Genomic DNA, 18,679 nt, shown 5'->3' with positions numbered 1-18,679 from the left:
CGAGCTGCGACCGGGACCGAATGACAAAAGGGCCGCCTCGCGGCGGCCCTTCGTCATGTCGTCGTCAGAGGCTCGGGGGCCGGATCAGAAGTCCATACCGCCCATGCCGCCGCCGTGCGGCATCGCCGGGGCCGGCTTGTCCTTCGGCAGCTCGGCCACCATGGCCTCGGTGGTCACCAGCAGGCCGGCGATCGAGGCGGCGTCCTGAAGGGCGGCGCGCACGACCTTGGCCGGGTCGATGATGCCCTTCTCGACCATGTCGACATACTCTTCGTTCTGCGCGTCGAAGCCGAAGGTCTGCGACTTGTTCTCGAGGATCTTGCCGACCACGATCGAGCCCTCGACGCCGGCATTGTCGGCGATCTGGCGGATCGGGGCTTCGAGCGCCTTCAGAACGATGTTGATGCCGGCCTGGACGTCGGCATTGTCGTTCTTCAGCTTGCCGACCGACGCCTTGGCGAGCAGCAGGGCGACGCCGCCGCCCGGGACGATGCCCTCCTCGACGGCCGCGCGGGTCGCGTTGAGGGCGTCCTCGACGCGGTCCTTCTTCTCCTTCACCTCGATCTCGGTGGCGCCACCGACGCGGATCACCGCGACGCCGCCGGCGAGCTTCGCCAGGCGCTCCTGGAGCTTCTCGCGGTCGTAGTCCGAGGTGGTCTCCTCGATCTGCGCCTTGATCTGCCCGACGCGGCCCTCGATGTCGGCCTTGTTGCCGGCACCGTCCACGATGGTGGTCTTCTCCTTCTCGATGATCACCTTCTTGGCGCGGCCGAGCATCTGCACGGTGACGTTCTCGAGCTTGATGCCGAGGTCTTCGGAGATCACCTGGCCGCCGGTGAGGATCGCGATGTCCTCCAGCATGGCCTTGCGACGGTCACCGAAGCCGGGCGCCTTGACGGCCGCGACCTTCAGGCCGCCGCGCAGCTTGTTGACCACGAGGGTGGCCAGCGCCTCGCCCTCGACGTCCTCGGCGATGATGACGAGCGGCTTGCCCGACTGCACCACCGCCTCGAGCACCGGCAGCATCGCCTGGAGGCCCGACAGCTTCTTCTCGTGCAGGAGGACGAAGGCGTCCTCCAGCTCGGCCGTCATCTTCTCGGCGTTGGTGATGAAGTACGGCGACAGATAGCCGCGGTCGAACTGCATGCCCTCGACCACCTCGAGCTCGGTGTCGAGCGACTTGGCCTCTTCGACCGTGATGACGCCCTCGTTGCCGACCTTCTGCATCGCGCCGGCGATCATCTCGCCCACGCCCTTGTCGCCGTTGGCCGAGATGGTGCCGACCTGGGCGACCTCGGCGGACGAGCCGACCTTCTTGGCGCGGCCTTCGATGTCCTTCACCACGGCGGTGACCGCGAGGTCGATGCCGCGCTTGAGATCCATCGGGTTCATGCCGGCGGCCACCGACTTCACGCCCTCACGGACGATCGCCTGGGCCAGCACGGTCGCCGTGGTGGTGCCGTCGCCCGCGATGTCGTTGGTCTTGGACGCGACCTCGCGCACCATCTGGGCGCCCATGTTCTCGAACTTGTCCTCGAGCTCGATCTCCTTGGCGACGGTGACGCCGTCCTTGGTGATGCGAGGCGCGCCGAAGCTCTTCTCGATGACGACGTTGCGGCCCTTCGGGCCGAGCGTCACCTTCACGGCGTTGGCGAGCAGGTCGACGCCGCGCAGCATCTTGTCGCGCGCGTCGGTGGAAAAGCGGACGTCCTTGGCAGCCATTTGCTTGCTCCGAATTCGAATGGTCGGGGGAGCGTCGTCCGGGGCGGCGCCGATGGCGCCCGCGCCTCACAGACGACGTCGCGGGGCGTCGGTCAGCCGACGATCCCCATGATGTCGCTCTCCTTCATGATCAGGAGATCGACGCCGTCGAGCTTCACCTCGGTGCCCGACCACTTGCCGAACAGCACCCGGTCGCCGACCTTGACGTCGAGGGGGGTCAGCTTGCCGGCCTCGTCGCGCCCGCCCGGGCCGACCGCGATCACCTCGCCCTGGCTCGGCTTCTCCTTGGCGGTGTCCGGGATGATGATGCCGCCGGCGGTCTTCTCTTCGGCCTCGATGCGCTTCACGACGACGCGGTCGTGCAGCGGGCGGAACGTGGTCTTCGCCATGGATCAGGTATCCTCGTCGCCACCGGAGGTGGCTGGGTTCGTTGGAAACTCGTGATGGGAGGCTAGCACTCGGACATCGAGAGTGCCAGCGCCGCGCCGGACATAGGGAGTAGGTCCGGGGCTGTCAAGGCGGGCAGGCGGCCGGAGCGATGCGGCGCGGAGGGGCGCTGCGGCTGCGGTTAATGCCGGTGGCGATCGTCGGCCGAGCCGTGGCGGCTCGCCCCAGAAGGGGGGGAAGCCGCGCGGTCTCGCCGACCGCACGGCTATAGCGCACCCGGCGGCGCCCCCCGTGGTCCTAACGCCAACGGCCGGCCTCGGCAAGCCGCGCCGCCTGCGGGGCGCTGGGGTAGCTGGCGCTGGGGTGTCCGGCGGCCGGCTGTTCCCGGCGGGTGACACCTGCGGCGAAACCGTGCCGGGCGCGGCGGCTCGCGACAATGCCGCGACCGTGCCACGACGGTGTTTACCCCGTCATCGAAACGCCCACCTGATGGGTCAAAGCCACGGCTCGACCCTGCCTCGCGAGCCGCGCGGTGGCGGCGCGCTGCCGCCCGAGGCGGGTTATGTCCCGCTTGCACCGAAGCCTTTCGCCCATCAGAGTGGGCCGTCATTGTCGGAGATCGTCATGTTCGGTTCGTTCCGGGGCGTCGCGCGCGCGCTGATGGCCGTCGCGCTGCTGTCGCTCACTGGCTGCGCCAGCACTCTTCCGTCGTTCTCGGGCGGTGGCTCGGCGCCCGAGCCGCAGCCGAGCGCGCCGCCGCCGCCCTCCAACATCCGCCCCGAGGACCTGGTCGGCCGCTGGGGGCTCGCCGCCTATCATCGGCCGGAGGATCGCGCCCGCACCGAGGCGGCGGCCCGGCGCGGCTGCACCCAGCCCTTCGTCATCAACCGCAGCTCGGTGGGCGTGGCGATGCTCGGTCACGACAATCCGCAGGTGCAGGACATGCTGGTGAAGGGCAGCTACGAGGGCAAGACCTTCATCGGGCCGAACCCGCAGTCCGGCGATGCCGACGACCGCGAGGTGGTGTCGTTCGACGGCCGCGTGCTGGTGATGAGGTGGGTCGACCAGGAGGTGGCCGGCCGCTACGGCACCATGGTGCTGGTGCGCTGTGGCGCCGAGGGCACCGCCTCGCGCGGCGCTCCGCGCCCGGCACCCGCCCCAGCGCGCTGACCGGAGCGAGGGACGCGAGATGACGGCGCGCCATCCGCGCCTGCTGTGGCTGCCACTGGCGCCGTTCGAGCGTGACGGCGCCCGCGCGGCGCTGAAGCGGGCCGGACTTCCCCACGACGACGTCGACGCACCCGGCCGCTGGTACTGGCGGTTCGAGGAGGACGATGTGCCGGTCGGCTTCGGTGGCGTCGAGGTGCATGGCGATGCCGGTCTTCTGCGCATCGTCACCCTGCCGGTGCTGCGCCATCGCGGCCTCGGGGCCGCCATCGCGACGGCCCTCGAGGGTGAGACCGCGGCGCTCGGCTGCCGCATCCTCTATGTGGCGCCGGGGGGCGAGGTCGCCTTCTTCACCGAGCAGGGCTACGCGCCCTGTCCGGCCGGCACGGTTCCGGACGCCATCGCGGCGCGGCTGCCGGCCCCCGATGGCGTGATGCACAAGCGGGTCGGGTAGCGGCGGCGCGCTCCGGTGCCCGTCCGCAGGAGCGGCGCGATGGCGCGGCGTCGGGACGTGAATGGCGAAGCGGCGCAAGCTCCTCTCTCGTAAGCTCCTCTCCGGCAAGCTGCTGTTGGACGGCCCGTGGCGGGCGCTGCCCGTTCTCGGCGTCACCCAGGTGCTCGCCTGGGGCAGCCTGATTTATCCGGCCGTGCTGATCGTGCCGCGGATCGCCGCCGAGCGTGGCTGGTCGCTGTCCTTCGCCATGGCGGGGTACTCGGCGGCGCTGCTCGCTGGCGGCCTGGTGGCGCCGCTGGTCGGCCGCACCATCGACCGCCGTGGCGGCCACGGGGTGATGACGGCCGGAGCGCTGATCGGGGCGGCCGGGCTGGTCGGCCTCACCCTGGCGGCGCATCCCGTCGCCTATGTGGCGGCGTGGGCGGTGGTCGGCGTCGCCATGGCGGCGTCGCTCTACGAGTCGGCCTTCGCGACGCTGGGGCGGCTGTTCGGGGCGGCGGCGCGGCGGCCGATCACGCTGCTGACCTTCGTGGGTGGCCTCGCCTCCACGGTGAGCTGGCCGGCCACCGCGGCGCTCGATGCGGCGCTGGGCTGGCGCGGCTGCCTCCTGGTCTATGCGGCGCTCCTCGCCGGCGTCGCGGCGCCGCTGCTCGCCTTGGCGTTGCCGCGCCGGCCCGCCGATCCGGTCCCGGCGGCGGACTCCGGGCTGGGATCGGCGCCGGGGTCTCCCACCCCCGCCCCGGTGCTGCCGCCGCGCGGGCGGCCGTTCCTCCTGGTGATGGCCGGCTTCGCCGCCTATGCGTTCGTGCCCTCGGCCCTGGCGGCGCATTTCCTCGCCATCCTGCAACGCGGCGGTCTCGACCCGTCGACCGCTGTGCTCGTCGGCATGCTGTTCGGGCCGTGCCAGGTGCTGGCGCGGGTCGCCGAGTTCGCCTTTGCGGGACGCACTCATCCGCTGCTGCTGGCCCGCTTCGCCTTCGGGCTGATTCTGGCGGCGTTCGGGCTCTTGGCCGGCGCCGGCCTGTCGGTGCCGGCGGCCGCGCTCTTCTATGTGATGTTCGGGGCGAGCAACGGTCTCGTCACCATCGCGCGCGGCACCGTGCCGCTGGCGCTGTTCGGGCCGTCGGGCTTCGGCGTGCTGGTCGGGCGGCTGGCGGCGCCGTGGCTGGTGATGCAGGCGGTGGCGCCGCTGGCGATGGCGCTGGTGGCGGAACGGACGTCGGATGCGGTCGCGCTCGCCGTGGCGGCGGGCTGCGCCGGCGTGGCGCTCGCCTGCTTCTCGGTGATCCGCCGGCCCGGCTGACCCGGGCGGGCGGCGCGTCGCGCCGCGCCCGCGGCTCAGCCGAACAGGGCGTCGATGTCGTCCTGGGAGGCGTGGCCGATGTCGCCGTCGAGCTTCGGCCCGTTGAGGAGCTTGTCCTCCTCGGTCTGCTCGGGGACCTGCACCACCGGCGCCACGGTGCCGAAGGCTTCGATGCCGCCCCAGATCTCTTCCATCCGCCGGATGTGATCCTCGATGAACTTCAGGGCCGCCACCACCTTGCTGATGCGCTGGCCGGTCAGGTCCTGGAAGTTGCACGCTTCGAAGATGCGGATGACGCAGTCCTGGATCTCGCGCGCCGTCGCCCGGTGGGCGTCGTCGGTCAGCCCGGAGGCGAGCGCGTCGGCGCGGGCGTCGATGTCCTCGACGGCGCCGAGGATCGCCTGGGTGGCCTGCTCGGTGTCGTCGACCACCGCGTCCAGCTCGTTCGCCACCCGCGACATGTCCTGGCCGTTGAAGCCGGTGACGTGGATGGTGGCCAGCTCGCGCTTGGTCTCGGTGATGGCGCTCTCGATGACGTCGAGCTCCACCTTGAGCTTGTGCAGCTCCTTGAACTGAGCCTGCACCTTGTCGAGCGCGTCCTGGGCCTCGCGGGCGCGGCCCTCGATCAGGGCACGCACGCCGCGAATCTCGGTGATCACTTCGAGGTGGCGCAGGGCGGCATCCGCGTCGTTGGCGGAGGCGGGCGGTACACCGTCGGAGGCCGCGACGGCCGCACCCGCCACGCCGGCGGTGACCTCGTCGACCGGACGATACTGCTCGATGCGGAAGAGCTTTCGCGGCTGCATGGCGACATCGCAATTCGAGGTGTTCTTTACGCTTTTACCGGATCAACCTTTAACGCGGGGTTCACACCTCCCGGCCCGGGCGAAGCCCACAGGTTGCAGGCATGCGTCGACGCATCGCTCCATCCAGAGATGTCGACGAATTGTTTACCATGTTGGTTCTGTTGACCCATCATTAACTATAATTTTTTCGTGTTTACGTTTCGATCACCATGGTTCTCTGAAATTCGTAGCTGCTCGCTTTACAGTAAATCATCGGGCTCTCGTTTTTACGACTTGGTGTCCACTTCTGGTTTTTACTGGAAATGCACCAAGGCTTGGTGTCCGAACCGTTCATGCAGTAGCGAGTGCAGAGCCCCGTCATGTATCGCGTACTCCTTTGCACCCTGGCCGCGACCGCCCTGTCGGGATCGCTGGCGACCGCCCAGCCCTATGTGCCGGGTCCTTATGCGTCCGGCGCGTATGCGTCCGGCGCCTCCACGCCCAGCTACGGGTCCGGCCCGTATGCCTCCGGCGCGTATGCGTCCGCCCCGTCGGCGCCGCGCGGCTATGCGGCACCGCCGGCGGCGCGCCCGGGGCGCACCAATATGGGCGGCGGCTTCATCGAGGCGATCTTCGGGGGCGGTGACGCCCCGCCGCGTGCCGCCCGCGAGCCGCAGACCTATGCGGTCGACCAGTACGGCAACCCGGTGGCGGCCTACGGGGGCCGCTATGCGGCGCATGATCCGGCCGAGTACAGCCGCACCGCCGTCGATCCGCGCTTTCGCCCGCAGCGGGTGGCGTATTCGGGCAGCGAGCCGCCCGGCACCGTGATCGTCGACACCCGGCAGTTCTATCTGTTCCTCGTGGAAGGGAACGGCACCGCCATGCGCTACGGCGTCGGCGTCGGTCGCCCCGGCTTCACCTGGTCGGGCGTCCACACCGTCAGCGCCAAGAAGGAATGGCCGGACTGGCGGCCGCCCGACGAGATGCTGCGCCGGCAGCCGCATCTGCCGAGCTACATGGCGGGCGGGCCGCAGAACCCGCTCGGGGCGCGCGCCCTCTATCTCGGCTCCACGCTCTACCGCATCCACGGCTCCAACGAGCCGTGGACCATCGGCACCCAGGTCTCCTCGGGCTGCATCCGGATGCGCAACGAGGACGTCATGGACCTCTACGAGCGCGTCAAGATCGGCACCAAGGTGGTGGTGATCTGACGCGGGCCGGCGGCTCCGCCGCCGAGGAGATTTCCGTCGCGCCGCCCGAGGGTGGCGCCGGCATCGACGTCCGATGTGGCATCGGACGACTGGCGCGGGGCGCGCTCGGTCCTTCCCGGACCGGGCGCGTTTCTGCATGGGCGCCCGTGAAGGCCGGCTGCGGCGAAACCGCGGCCGTGCTTCGACACGCGAGGGTCAAAATCTTGGCCATACGGTCCTGCTCGGTGCCATAAGAGCCCGTTTGGAAACTCGGACGGAGGTTGCGTCGCAATGCGAACAGCCGGAGGCCAGGAGAGAAGCGACGCCGATATCGGGGATATCGGCGAGATTCTCGACGCCGCGGCCGGCGTTCGCATCGCGACCCCCCCGCAAGTCGGGCCTGCCCGACTTGCGTGGCATGACGAGCTGAACTCGGCGAGCCCGAGTTCAGGGGCCGGGCCGCTTTCGGCCGCCCGGTGCGTCGCCGATCTCGACCGTACTCCCTGGTACGCCCTTCGATCGGCTCCTGCCGGATCGGCCGAAATCGGCTCCGGCGCAGCCCCGTCGGAGTTTCCAAACGGGCTCTAAGGCCGCGGGGGCGGCCCGGGAGGGTGTCGTGGGACAGGTGGTGCGGCCGACATATCGAGCCTTCATCGTGCACGCCAAGGCTGACGACGCCCTGGCGCGGGCGCTCCAGCGCGGCCTCGAAGACATCCTCGTGCCGTGGGCGCTGATCGGGCGCGACACCCCGCAAGGGCCGGTGCCGAAGACGTTGCGGCCCTTGTTCCGGCTGCTGGCGCCCGCCCCCGCGGTGATGCCGGAGCGCACCGTGCCGGAGCGCACCGCGCCGGCGGCCGACGCGCCCGCCGTCGCGGGCGAGCCGCCCGCCGCCCCGATCCCGGCCGCCGGCGAATCACCCGCGGCCGCCGAAACGCCGGCACCCCCCGCATCGCCCACGGAGTCGTCCACCGATTCGCCCGCCCCCGAGACGGTGGCCGCGGCGCCGCCCGACGCGCCGATCCTGCTCGCCCCCGCTGCGCCGGTCCTGTCCGACGAGGCCGTGGCAGCGCTGGTCGAGGCCCGCCACCTGATCGTGCTGTGCTCGCCCGACGCGGCGACGAGCGAGGTCGTCGACGAGGCGGTGCGGCGCTTCAAGTCGCTCGGCCGCGGTGACCGGGTGGTCGCCGTGCTGGCCGGCGGCGATCCGGAGGCGTCCGAGCGGACCCTGTGCCCGCCGGCGCTGGCCCGGCGGCTGCGTCCCGACGGCAGCGTCGGCGACGAGCCCGAGGAGCCGGTCGCCCCGGTGGTGATCGACGCCCGGTCGGGACGGACGCCCCCATCCGAGGTGGTGATGCGGATCGCCGCCACCCTGCTCGGGCTCGGCGTCGACGAGTTCCGCGGCCCGGCCGAGCGCGCGGTCCGCAATCGCCGCCGCCTGCGCGGCTGGCTCGGCGCCGCGGCCGCCATCCTGCTGGTGGTCGGCGGCGGCGTGGCGGTCGTGCGGTTCGCGTTGCCGGCCCATCCGCCGCTGTTCGATGCGGTGCTGGGAGGCGCCACCGAGGCGACGCTCGCCAGCCTGACGGCGGCCGAGCGCTTGGGCCTGCCGCCCGCCGCGGCGATCGCCATCGCGGAGCCCGCCGGGGCCATGCTGCACGATCTGGCGATGGCCGGCGGCGACGACCCGCGCCTCCGGCTGCGCCGCGCCGCCATCCTGCTCGCCTTTGCGCAGCACCGCGAGACCCTCGGCCTGGCCGATGGCGGGCGCGCTCGGGTCGCGGCGGTGGAGACCCTGCTCGACCCGCTGTCGGGCGAGCGGCTGGACGACCTGGAGCTGGTGCGCACGCTCGTCGGCCTCCGGCTCGCCGTGGCGACGACGCGGCTCGCCCATGGGGAGACCGACCGGGCGCTCGCCAGTGCCCGTGCGGCGCTCGCCGGGGCCGAGCGCTTGGCCGCCCTCGATCCGTCGAGCCCCGACCGCCAGCGCGACCTGTCGCGGGCCGCGACCGCCATGGGCGATGTGCTGGTCGCCCGCGCGGCCCTCGACGACGCATTGCGGCACTACCGGGCGGCGCTGGCTGTCCGCGACAAGCTCGCCGCGCTCGATCCGGCGAGCGCGTCGGCCCGGCGCGATCTGTCGGTCGCCCACGAGCGCATCGGCGACGTCGCGGCGGCGCGCGGCGCCCTCGACGACGCGCTGAAGAGCTACCGCGCCGGCCTGTCGCTGCGGCTCGCCGCCGTCGATCCGGCCGCCGGCGCCGGCTGGCAGCGCAGCCTGTCGATTCTCTACAACAAGATCGGCGACGCCCAGATGGCCCAAGGGGCCGTCGAGGACGCGCTCGGCAGCTACCGCGCCGGCCTCGCGCTCCAGCTCGCGGTGGTGGATCGCGCCGACGCCCAGGCGCGCCGCGATCTCTCGGTGTCCTACGAGCGCATCGGCGACGTCCTCAAGGCGCAGCGCGCCTACGACGACGCGCTCGCCGCCTATCGGGCGAGCCTGGCGATCCGCGAGCGGCTCGCCGCCGGCGATCCGCCGCTTCGCCGCTGGCCGCGCGACCTGCCGGTCTCGCAGGAGCGCATCGGCGACGTCCTGATGGCGAAGGGAGCGGCCGAGGAGGCGCTGGCCGCCTACCGCACCAGCCTGGCGGCGCGCGTGCGCATCGCCACCGAGGCGCCGTCGCCGGCCGCCCAGCGCGACGTCGCGGTGGCGCAGAGCAAGATCGGCGACGCGCTCGCCGCCAAGGGACAGGGCGCCGAGGCGCTGGCGAGCTACCGGGCGGCGCTGGCGGTCAGCCAGCAGCTGGCGCTGCTCGATCCGACCAATGTGCAGTGGCAGTGGGAGCTGGCGGTGCTGCACTGGCGGCTGGCGAGCGCCGGCGACGAGCCGGCGGAGCGGTATCGGGCCGTGGTGGTGACGCTGCGCGACCTCGCGGCCCGCCGTAAGCTGAGCCCCGAGCAATCGCGCTGGCTGCCGCTCGCCGAGCGTGAGCTGGCGAAAGCGCGCGGCCGCTGACGACGAGGCGCCGGCCATGGGATCGGCCATGGCGTCGGCGTCTCCGATCCGTGGCGGAACGCCCCGTCAGGCGTAGTCGGAATCGCCGAAGTCACCGCCGAAATCGTCGCCGCCGTCGTCCGTGCCGGGGTCCTCGTAGGCGGCGGTGCGACGCCCGCCGATGTCGTCCACCCCGGCCTCACGCGACAGGTCACCGCCACCGGCACCGCCGCCGAATGGCGAGCCGCCACCGGCGCCCGGATCGAGCGCGCCTTGTCCGGCCGCCCCGCCGGCCGCCGCGTGGGCGCCGCCCGTCATGCCGCGCATGGCGTCGAGCAGCAACGAGCCGCCGATCACGCCGGCCGCCGCGGCCGCCGCCGTGCCCAGGAACGAGCCGCGGCCCCCGAAGGCACCGCCCGGCGCCGCGCCGGGGCCGCCATAACCAGGACCGCCATATCCCGCACCACCGGGGCCGCCATAGCCGGGTCCGCCGCCCCACGGGGCGCCGGGCTGCGGGCCGCCCTGCGGACCCTGGCCGAAGCCGGGCGGGGCGCCCATCGGGCCACCCATCGCGCTGCCGGCACCGAAGCCGGTGCCCCCGGTGTTCCACCGCGGGTCGCCGCCCTCGCCGGGCCGGACCGAGGGAACCGAGCCGCGCCCCTGGCCGGGCTGCGGCGCGTCGCCGCCGAACATGCCGCGCAGGCTGCCGAGAAAGCCGCCCTGCTGCTGCGGCGGCGCCAGCGCCGCCTCCAGCTCGGCGATGCGCTCGTGCGCCTGGCGCAGCGCCTCGTCCTGCAACAGCGTGGTCTGCACCAGCGCATAGACGGCGTTGGGGGCGCGCGACAGCCCGTCTCGGATCGCGCGCTCCGCCTCCGGATCGCGGGGCTCGCGTTCGAGGGTGGCGAGGCGCTGGAACAAGTCGTCGACGAGCTGGCGTTCCTGCGGGGTCATCTCGGGTCTCCTGTGGCCCATATCCATGTCGGGCCACGTCCGTGTGGCCCATGTCCGGCACGAGGGGGCCGGCGAAGAGGGCCGGCAAGAAGGTGAGCGGCGGCGGTCGGGCGGCCTCGCCGCCGCCGCGCCGTCTCGCGCCCCTCCAATATGGGGGGCATGGCGGCGAGCGGAATGGCGGCCGGCCCCCGTGGCAGCCTGCCGCATGGCGAAAGCTCAGGCGGCAGGGTGGGCGAGCACCATCCCGGCCTGCGTCAGGGCGGCCGGAAAGGCGTCGCCGGCCAGATAGGCGTACTCGGCCTCGCGCAGGCCGGTCAGCGGGTCGAGGCGGACCAGCTCGGCGTCGACCCGGCCCGGATGGCACATCACCACGGCGCCATCCGGCAGGCCGGCGAGGAAGCCCGGGAACAGCGCCGCATAGTCGGTGCCGGGCCGGAACGTGTAGGTGCCCGCGAAGGCCGGGTTGGTGGGCACCCCGAGGGCGGTGGCGCGCCGCCGCAAGGCGCCGCTGAGCGCATCGAGCACCAGGCTCTTGGGATCGCGGAGCCGGGCGAGGGGGCTCGTCACCTGGCCGCATTGGCGCACCCACACGGCGGGGCCGGCCCGGCGGGCGGCGGCCAGCACCGCGTCGCGCACCCCCGGCAGCAGGTGGACGTGCTGGTGGCCGTCGACGAAATCGGGCGGCCGGCCGAAGGCGGCCACGAAGGCCGCCATCTGGGCGTCGACCTCGCGGGCCACGGCGGTGCGATCGAACGGCTTCAGGTGGGCGGCGACCAGCATGCGGCCGATCGGCAGGAAGGTGCCGTCGGGCGCCAGCGGCGAGAAGCCCGCCGTCAGCGGCCGGAACGGGGCCGTGAGGGTGACATGCAGCCCGATGGCGGCGCGTCCGCTCTCCCGGGCCACGGCGTCGAGGCGGGCCGCCTCGGCGGCCGCGAAGGTCGGCGGCAGCACCATGACGCTCGTCGCGGTCAGGCGGCCGCGCGCGATCAGATCGAGGATGGCGCCGTCGACGCCGGGCGCGAGGCCGTAGTCGTCGGCGCACAGGATCAGCCGGCGCGCCGCCCCATGGCCGTCTGCCGCCGTCACGCGCGGTGCTCCGGCACGCTCGCGCCACCCTCGGCGGCGGCCGCGATGGGCGGCGCGGTCTCGGCCGGGGCAGGGGTCGTGTCGGCGCGCTTCACCTGGTGCTCGGCCACGAAGTAGACGGGCCGGCCCTTGGTCTCCGACAGGATCTTGGCGATGTACTCGCCCATCACGCCGATCATCAGGAGCTGGACGCCGCCGATCACCATCAGGCCGACGACCAGCGACGGGTAGCCGGGGACGTCGGTGCCGAAGACCAGCGCCTCGACGAGGATCTTGAGGCCGAACAGCAGGGCGGTGGCGGCGAGCGCCAGGCCGAGCAGGCTGGCGATGCGCAGCGGCGCCACCGAGAACGCGGTCAGGCCCTCGATCGACAGGCCGATCAGGGCGCCGATGTTCCAGCTCGACGCGCCGTGCTCGCGGGCCGCCGGCTCGTAGTCGATGCGCAGCTGGCGGAAGCCGATCCAGCTCGCCAGCCCCTTGAAGAAGCGGTTGCGCTCCGGCAGCCGGCGCAGCGCCGCCGCGGCCCGCGGCGAGAGCAGCCGGAAGTCGCCGGCGTCCTCCGGGATCTTGTGGCGCGAGCCCCAGTTGATGAGCGAATAGAAGGCGTGGCCGCTGAGCCGGCGCGGCAGCGACTCCGTCTTGCGGTGCGCCTTGGCGGTGAAGACGACGTCGTAGCCGTCCTCGATCCAGTGGCCGGCGAGCCGCTCCACCATGGCGGGTGGATGCTGGCCGTCGGAATCCATGAACAGGACGGCGCCGAGCCGGGCGTGCTCCAGGCCGGCGAGCAGCGCCGCCTCCTTGCCGAAGTTGCGCGACAGCGCCACCACCTGGACGTCGATGCCGTCGGCCGGCAGCGCCGTGGCGACGGCGAGCGAGGCGTCGCGGCTGCCGTCGTCCACATAGACCACCTCGCAGGCGAGGCCCCAGCGCCGCCGCAGCCCGGTAGCGACCGCCACCAGGCGCTGGTGCAGGGCGGCGAGCCCCTCCGCCTCGTTGTAGACCGGCATGACGATCGACAGGCCGGCGGCCGCACGGGTCGTCGCCGCGGTGCCGGACGGGTCCGTGCCCGCGTCCGGCCGCAATGCTGGTTCACCCGACGTCATGCGCTGGAAGGGTCCGTGCTGGTTGGCGATCGGGCGCCTTATAGCGTAGGCGGCCGTGCCTGTCGCGGCGGCCGGTTTCCCGGCCGGCATCCCGGCATGCTATGCGGAGCCCCATGAGCGATCCCACACCATGAGCGAGCCGGCCCCGACCGACGCCGCACCGCCGCGGATGCCGTCCGCCGAGACGTCCCCGTCCCCCGGGACGGCGCGCCTCGTCTTCTTGCGCAAGGCGATCAGCTTCGCGCTGATCGGCTTGGTCAACACCGCGGTCGACGCCGCCGTGTTCTTCGCCGCCTATGCGGGGCTGACGACACTGCCGGCGAGCGTGCGCGCCTTCGGGGCCGCAGCCGGCCTGTGCGGCTGCGGCGATCCCGAGGATCTGATGCTGATCGTCGCCAACGTGCTCGGCTGGATGGTCGGCGTCAGCGGCTCGTATGTGATGAACTCGACCGTCACCTTCGCGGCGGAGTCGGGCCGCCGGCTGCGGCTGCGCGACTACGGCACCTTCGTGGCGTCGGGCGTGCTCGGCGCGGTCGCCAACACCGCGACGCTGGTGCTGGTCGCCCAGACCATGCCGGTGTGGTTCGCCAAGGGCTGCGCCATCCTGGTCAGCTTCGTGGTGAACTTCACCATGTCGCACTTCGTCGTGTTCCGGCCGCGGCGCCCCGCCGCGACCGCGGCCGATCCGTCGCGGCCGACGTGATCCGCTCTCAGAGCGCCGCTTCGAGCCGGTCGAACAGCGGGTTCTCGCAGGCGAACACGTAGTCGAGCGGCCCCACCACCACGCTGGCGGCGCCATGGCCGCGCAGGAAGGTGGCGAGCGCGTGCACCTGGTCGGGCGGGCAGTGCAGGGTCAGCATGCCGGACGAGGTCGGGCCGCCGAACGGCGTCTCCACGCCGAACCTCTCGCGCGCCTCGGTGATCAGGGCGTCGTCGCACGCCTTGAAGCGGGTGCGCATCTCGCGGAACGAGGCGGCGCGGTCGTAGGCGGCGATGCGGTCGAGCACCAGCCGCGCCGTCTCGCGCGCCGCGGCGTCCCAGCGGGCGCCACGGGCCGCCACGAGGTTCGCCTGCGAGCGCAGGATGACGCCGTCGTCGACGATCTTCAGCGCATTGGCGGTGAGCGTGGTGCCGGTCGAGGTGATGTCGACGATCAGCTCGGCGGTGCCGGCTGCGGGCGCGCCCTCGGTGGCGCCGGCGCTCTCGACGATGCGGTAGTCGACGATGCCGTGGCGGGCGAAGAAGGCGCGCGTGAGGTTGACATACTTGGTGGCGACCCGCATCCGCGCGTCGTTGTCGAGCCGGAACGCGGTGGCGACGTCGTCCAGATCCGCCATGGTGCGCACGTCGATCCACGCCTGCGGCACCGCCACCACCACGGTGGCGTGGCCGAAGCCGAGCGGGTGCAGCAGCACGACATGCGCATCGGCGCGCGGGATGCTCTCGCGGATCAGATCCTCGCCGGTGATGCCGAAATGCACGGTGCCGGCGGCGAGCTGCTGGGCGATCTCCGAGGCCGACAGGAACGCCACCTCGATCTCCGGCACCCCCACCACGGTGCCGCGATACTCGCGGGCGCCGCGCGGCTTGGCGAGCTTGAGCCCGGCGCGGGCGAAATAGGTCTCGGCGTTCTCCTGGAGCCGGCCCTTGGCCGGCACCGCGATGACGAAGGCGCTCATCGTGCCGCTCCCGCGCCCTCGCCGAGCGCCACCAGACGATCGATCCACACCGCGAAGCCGACCGCCGGGATCGGCGTGTCGTGGCCGAGCCGGGCGAACAGCCCGTCGTAGCGGCCGCCGGCGACGAGCTGGCCGTCCACCCGACCCTGCGGATCGTGCAGCTCGAACACGACGCCGGTGTAGTAGTCGAGACCGCGCCCGAACGCGGTGGCGAAGCGGATCGCCGCGACGTCCACCCCGGCGCGCGCCAGGAGCGCGGTGCGCTGCTCAAGGGTGTCGAGGGCGGCGGCGAGATCGAGCCGGGCGTCGGTGGCGAGCCGGCGCAGCGCCGCCGCCGCCGCGGACGGATCGCCCGCGATGGCGAAGAAGCGGCCGATCAGGTCGCGCGTCTCGGCCGGCAGGGTGGCGCTGGCGCCGAGCTCGGCCTGCTCCAGGAAGCGCGCCGCGATGGCGCCGACCGAGCGGCCGCCCACCGTGGTGATGCCGGCGATCGACAGGAGGTCGGTCACCAGGGCGCGGGCCGCCTTGGGGTCCGAGTTGGCGAGCGCCGCCAGCACGCCTTGATACTCCGGCGGCCCGTTGGCGGGCGGCGCGGTGAGGCGGCTCAGGTCGTCGGCCAGCACGCTCTGGCGGGTGAAGTCCTTGGCGAGGCGGCGGCGCCACACCGGCGGCAGGTCGAGCGCCTCGATCAGCGCCGCGAACAGGCCGATGTCGCCCATGCGCAGCGCCGGCCCGGTGAGCCCGTAGCGCGCCGTCGCCTCCAGCGCGAGGGCGACCGCCTCGGCGTCGGCCTCGGCCTTGTCGAGGCGGCCGAACGACTCGATGCCGGCCTGGAGAAACTCGCCGGAAGCGCTCGGCCGCTGCCGGAACACCGGGCCAAGATAGCTGAACCGGGCCGGCCGCCCGGCTGCCGGGGAGGCGAGGTAGTCGAGCGCCACCGGGATGGTCAGGTCGGGCCGCAGGCAGAGATCGTCGCCGCCGGAGTCGGGGATCAGATACATGCGGCGGCGGATGTCCTCACCCGACAGGGCCAGGAACGGCTCCGCCGGCTGGAGGATCGCGGGCTCGACGCGGTCGTAGCCGGCGCGCGCATAGGTGGCGGCGAGCGCCTCCGCACGCGCGTCCTTGGCGGTGGTGGATACGGACATGTCTTCCCCGGGCACCATTGGTCGGCGCCGCCTTAGCACGTCTCCGCCGGGGTTTCGATCGCGATGCGCGCCCGGACGTGCCGGACAGGATGCAGCGCGATGGGGGGCGGCGTGCGGCCCGCCGGTGCGCGGCCCGCCGGCACCGGCTGGAAGGCCGGGCGCGGTCCGGCGCGATCGCCCATCAGTATTCGTCGGGACCCTCGGCCGCACGGCGAGACGTCGCCGTCCTCTCTGCATTGCAACATCTTGTCGTTGTGCTCTGCGATCGGCGCGGAACTCCCATGATCACTCCGTTTTAAGCGAATCGTGATTGCTTGGAACAGCCGGGTGCGTTACGGCTTTTGCAATGCAGCACGTTCGGAGCCCCCGCCGCTCCGCCATTGCGGTTGCAGAACCCCCCGCGACGCGCTTCGACAGGCGCCCGAGCCGCCCGGCTCGGTTCAGCAAGGACTGGTCTCATGACCTACGAAACCCTCATCGTCGAAACGGTCGGACGAGTCGGCCTGATCCGGCTGAACCGGCCCAAGGCGTTGAATGCTCTGAATTCGAGGCTCGCCGAAGAGCTGCGGCAGGCGTTCGCGCAGTTCGATCAGGACGACGACATCGGCTGCGTGGTCATCACCGGGACCGATCGCGCCTTCGCGGCCGGCGCCGACATCAAGGAGATGGCGCCGAAGTCGTTCATCGACACCTTCAAGGCCAACTACATGGCCAACTGGGACAGCCCGGCGCGCTCGCGCAAGCCCAGCATCGCGGCGGTGGCGGGCTTCGCGCTCGGCGGCGGCTGCGAGCTGGCCATGCAGTGCGACCTGATCATCGCGGCCGACAACGCCAAGTTCGGCCAGCCCGAGATCACCCTCGGCATCGTGCCCGGGCTCGGCGGCACCCAGCGCCTCACCCGTGCGCTCGGCAAGGCCAAGGCGATGGATCTGGTGCTGACCGGCCGCATGATGGACGCCGTCGAGGCGGAGCGCTGCGGCCTGGTCTCCCGCGTCGTGCCGCTCGACAAGCTGATGGACGAGGCCATGAAGGCGGCCGAGACCATCGCGTCGATGTGGCTGCCGGCCGTGATGACCGCCAAGGAGCTGGTGCAGCGCGCCCACGAGCTGCCGCTGGCCGAGGGCCTGCGCTTCGAGCGCCGCGCCTTCCACGCGATGTTCGGCACCGAGGGCCAGCGCGAGGGCATGGCGGCGTTCCTGGAGAAGCGGCCGCCGCGCTTCGACGAGCTGCACCACAAGACCCCGCCGGATCTCACCGAGGCGGCCGAGTAGCCACGCGGCAGCCGCCGCCCGGGGGCACGACGCCGAGCGGCCAACATGTCGCCCCCCGCCGTGGTGCCGGGCGCTGGCCGTCGATGGACGAAGGGGCGAGCGGCCGGCGTCGAGCGAATCCTGCCACGATCGGATACGAGCTTGCGTCGGACGATATTTGTCCGGGACAGTACCGGAACGGCCGGGCCGGATCGTCCTTGTGACGACGATCGTCGTCACGAGGACCGGCGTCGCGAGACCCGGCGTCACGAGAACCGGCGGGGCCTCCGCCGGTCCGGGTCCCGACCGCCGCCTGCCAGAAAGGCCCCGTCATGCTGCAATCCGACGAGCTCGAACGCTACGCCCGGCACATCGTGCTGCACGAGATCGGCGGTCCCGGCCAGAACGCTCTCAAGCAGGCGCGGGTGCTGGTGGTCGGCGCCGGCGGGCTCGGGGCGCCGCTGCTGCTCTATCTGGCGGCCGCCGGGGTCGGCACCCTGGGCATCGTCGACGACGACACCGTGTCGCTCTCCAACCTGCAACGCCAGGTGATCCACGGGACGCCGGACGTCGGGCGTGCCAAGGTCGAGAGTGCCGCCGCCGCGATCGCCGCCCTCAACCCGCATGTGGCGGTCGAACGCCATCCGGTGCGGCTCGGCCCCGACAATGCGCTCGACCTGATCGGCCGCTACGATCTCGTCACCGACGGCTCCGACAACTTCGCCACCCGCTATCTCGTCTCCGACGCCTGCTGCCTCGCCGGCAAGCCGCTGGTGACGGCGGCCCTCGGGGTGTTCGACGGGACTTTGACCACGTTGCGGCCGTTCGAGCGCGGACCGGACGGCACCTTGAACCCGACCTATCGCTGCCTGTTTCCCGAGCCGCCGCCGCCCGGCACCGTGCCGACCTGCGCGGAAGCCGGCATTCTCGGCGCCTTCGCCGGTGTCCTCGGCACCCTGATGGCGGTCGAGGTGGTGCGCGAGATCGTCGGCTTCGGCGAGGGGCTGGTCGGTCGGCTGCTGATGGTGGATGGCCGCGGCCCGCGCTTCGAGACGCTGCGCTACGCCTGGGACCCCGCCAATCCGCTCACCGGCGAGCATCCGACCATCACCGACCTGTCGGGGCATCGGCGGGCGGCGTGAGAGGCGACCCCCTCCACTCCGCCGTGTCGGGTATGGCGCCTGCCGCGGCGCGAGGCGGGATCGGCGGTTTCATACGAGATCCGGCTGATCCATTTGGGCGTCATTCCGGAAGCCGCGAAGCGGCTGTCCGGCGACTGTCTTGGATGTCAAGCGGGTGCGTATACGACGTCGGCTTTGACGAGGCCGTTGGCGACGACGAGGATCTTCCTGGCGACGGCGATGAGGGCGACCTTTGCGGGCTTTCCCTGGTCGCGCATGGCCTTGTAATCGTCCCTGAGCTTCGGGTTGTGGCGGACGGCGACGAGGGCGGCGAGATAGAG

16 protein-coding genes are annotated in these 18,679 nt (G+C 72.4%); 8 read left to right on the top strand and 8 right to left on the bottom strand.

From position 1 onward, the window contains the following. Positions 1–84: 84 nt before the first annotated feature. Together groL and groES are read right to left on the bottom strand one after the other, a co-directional pair. Entirely contained in the window at positions 85–1,722 is a 1,638-nt protein-coding gene (gene groL / locus ACFQUV_RS11925; RefSeq protein WP_129609275.1) for a chaperonin GroEL, read from the bottom strand. 92 nt (positions 1,723–1,814) lie between these two features. Next, complete coding sequence (gene groES, locus ACFQUV_RS11920; RefSeq protein WP_111384090.1) at positions 1,815–2,111, bottom strand: co-chaperone GroES; 297 nt, start codon at positions 2,109–2,111, stop codon at positions 1,815–1,817. 622 nt (positions 2,112–2,733) lie between these two features. Between groES and ACFQUV_RS11915 the strand changes: the two genes are divergently transcribed. The 3 genes from ACFQUV_RS11915 (at position 2,734) to ACFQUV_RS11905 (ending at position 5,033) form a co-directional block, all read left to right on the top strand. Next, a complete protein-coding gene (locus tag ACFQUV_RS11915) occupies positions 2,734–3,279 on the top strand; it encodes a hypothetical protein (protein ID WP_129609274.1) in 546 nt (181 codons plus the stop codon). 19 nt (positions 3,280–3,298) lie between these two features. Next, positions 3,299–3,730 (top strand): GNAT family N-acetyltransferase, encoded by a 432-nt coding sequence (locus ACFQUV_RS11910; protein ID WP_111384092.1) that lies wholly within the window; start codon positions 3,299–3,301, stop codon positions 3,728–3,730. 61 nt (positions 3,731–3,791) lie between these two features. Then, on the top strand, positions 3,792–5,033 hold the full coding sequence (locus ACFQUV_RS11905) for an MFS transporter (protein ID WP_129609273.1): 1,242 nt from the start codon (positions 3,792–3,794) through the stop codon (positions 5,031–5,033). A 35-nt stretch (positions 5,034–5,068) separates the two neighbouring features. Here ACFQUV_RS11905 and ACFQUV_RS11900 read toward each other — a convergent pair whose 3' ends face one another. After that, on the bottom strand, positions 5,069–5,839 hold the full coding sequence (locus ACFQUV_RS11900) for a protein phosphatase CheZ (RefSeq protein WP_129609272.1): 771 nt from the start codon (positions 5,837–5,839) through the stop codon (positions 5,069–5,071). A gap of 359 nt (positions 5,840–6,198) precedes the next feature. On the opposite strand from ACFQUV_RS11900, the gene ACFQUV_RS11895 reads away from it, so the two are divergent. After that, positions 6,199–7,032 carry a L,D-transpeptidase gene (locus ACFQUV_RS11895; RefSeq protein WP_129609271.1) on the top strand — a complete coding sequence of 278 codons (834 nt, stop codon included), beginning with the start codon at positions 6,199–6,201 and terminating at the stop codon, positions 7,030–7,032. A 634-nt stretch (positions 7,033–7,666) separates the two neighbouring features. Beyond that, positions 7,667–10,021 (top strand): tetratricopeptide repeat protein, encoded by a 2,355-nt coding sequence (locus ACFQUV_RS11890; protein ID WP_129609270.1) that lies wholly within the window; start codon positions 7,667–7,669, stop codon positions 10,019–10,021. 66 nt (positions 10,022–10,087) lie between these two features. Here ACFQUV_RS11890 and ACFQUV_RS11885 read toward each other — a convergent pair whose 3' ends face one another. The 3 genes from ACFQUV_RS11885 to ACFQUV_RS11875 form a co-directional block, all read right to left on the bottom strand. Further along, positions 10,088–10,951: a DUF2076 domain-containing protein gene (locus tag ACFQUV_RS11885; RefSeq protein ID WP_129609269.1), complete on the bottom strand. Its 864-nt coding sequence runs from the start codon at positions 10,949–10,951 to the stop codon at positions 10,088–10,090. Between the two features lie 216 nt (positions 10,952–11,167). Beyond that, entirely contained in the window at positions 11,168–12,037 is an 870-nt protein-coding gene (locus ACFQUV_RS11880; RefSeq protein ID WP_129609268.1) for a ChbG/HpnK family deacetylase, read from the bottom strand. Beyond that, positions 12,034–13,140 (bottom strand): glycosyltransferase family 2 protein, encoded by a 1,107-nt coding sequence (locus ACFQUV_RS11875; protein WP_129609267.1) that lies wholly within the window; start codon positions 13,138–13,140, stop codon positions 12,034–12,036. Before ACFQUV_RS11875 ends, ACFQUV_RS11880 begins: the two co-directional genes overlap by 4 nt. A 130-nt stretch (positions 13,141–13,270) precedes the next feature. On the opposite strand from ACFQUV_RS11875, the gene ACFQUV_RS11870 reads away from it, so the two are divergent. Next, positions 13,271–13,843: a GtrA family protein gene (locus ACFQUV_RS11870; RefSeq protein WP_244601590.1), complete on the top strand. Its 573-nt coding sequence runs from the start codon at positions 13,271–13,273 to the stop codon at positions 13,841–13,843. 7 nt (positions 13,844–13,850) lie between these two features. Here the strand turns inward: ACFQUV_RS11870 and hisG are convergent, their stop codons facing one another. Next, positions 13,851–14,819, bottom strand: coding sequence for an ATP phosphoribosyltransferase (gene hisG / locus ACFQUV_RS11865; RefSeq protein ID WP_129609266.1), 969 nt, complete (start codon positions 14,817–14,819; stop codon positions 13,851–13,853). Beyond that, entirely contained in the window at positions 14,816–15,967 is a 1,152-nt protein-coding gene (locus tag ACFQUV_RS11860; RefSeq protein ID WP_129609265.1) for an ATP phosphoribosyltransferase regulatory subunit, read from the bottom strand. Before ACFQUV_RS11860 ends, hisG begins: the two co-directional genes overlap by 4 nt. Positions 15,968–16,425: 458 nt before the next feature. On the opposite strand from ACFQUV_RS11860, the gene ACFQUV_RS11855 reads away from it, so the two are divergent. Together ACFQUV_RS11855 and ACFQUV_RS11850 are read left to right on the top strand one after the other, a co-directional pair. Continuing rightward, complete coding sequence (locus ACFQUV_RS11855; RefSeq protein WP_129609264.1) at positions 16,426–17,238, top strand: enoyl-CoA hydratase; 813 nt, start codon at positions 16,426–16,428, stop codon at positions 17,236–17,238. A 311-nt stretch (positions 17,239–17,549) separates the two neighbouring features. Beyond that, positions 17,550–18,359, top strand: a complete 810-nt coding sequence (locus ACFQUV_RS11850; RefSeq protein WP_111385312.1) for a molybdopterin-synthase adenylyltransferase MoeB — start codon at positions 17,550–17,552, stop codon at positions 18,357–18,359. The last annotated feature ends 320 nt before the right edge of the window (positions 18,360–18,679 follow it).

It is taken from the genome of Rhodoplanes sp. P11, assembly GCF_964266735.1.
Lineage (GTDB): Bacteria > Pseudomonadota > Alphaproteobacteria > Rhizobiales > Xanthobacteraceae > Rhodoplanes > Rhodoplanes serenus.
This window is presented reverse-complemented; position numbering and strand designations above follow the sequence as displayed.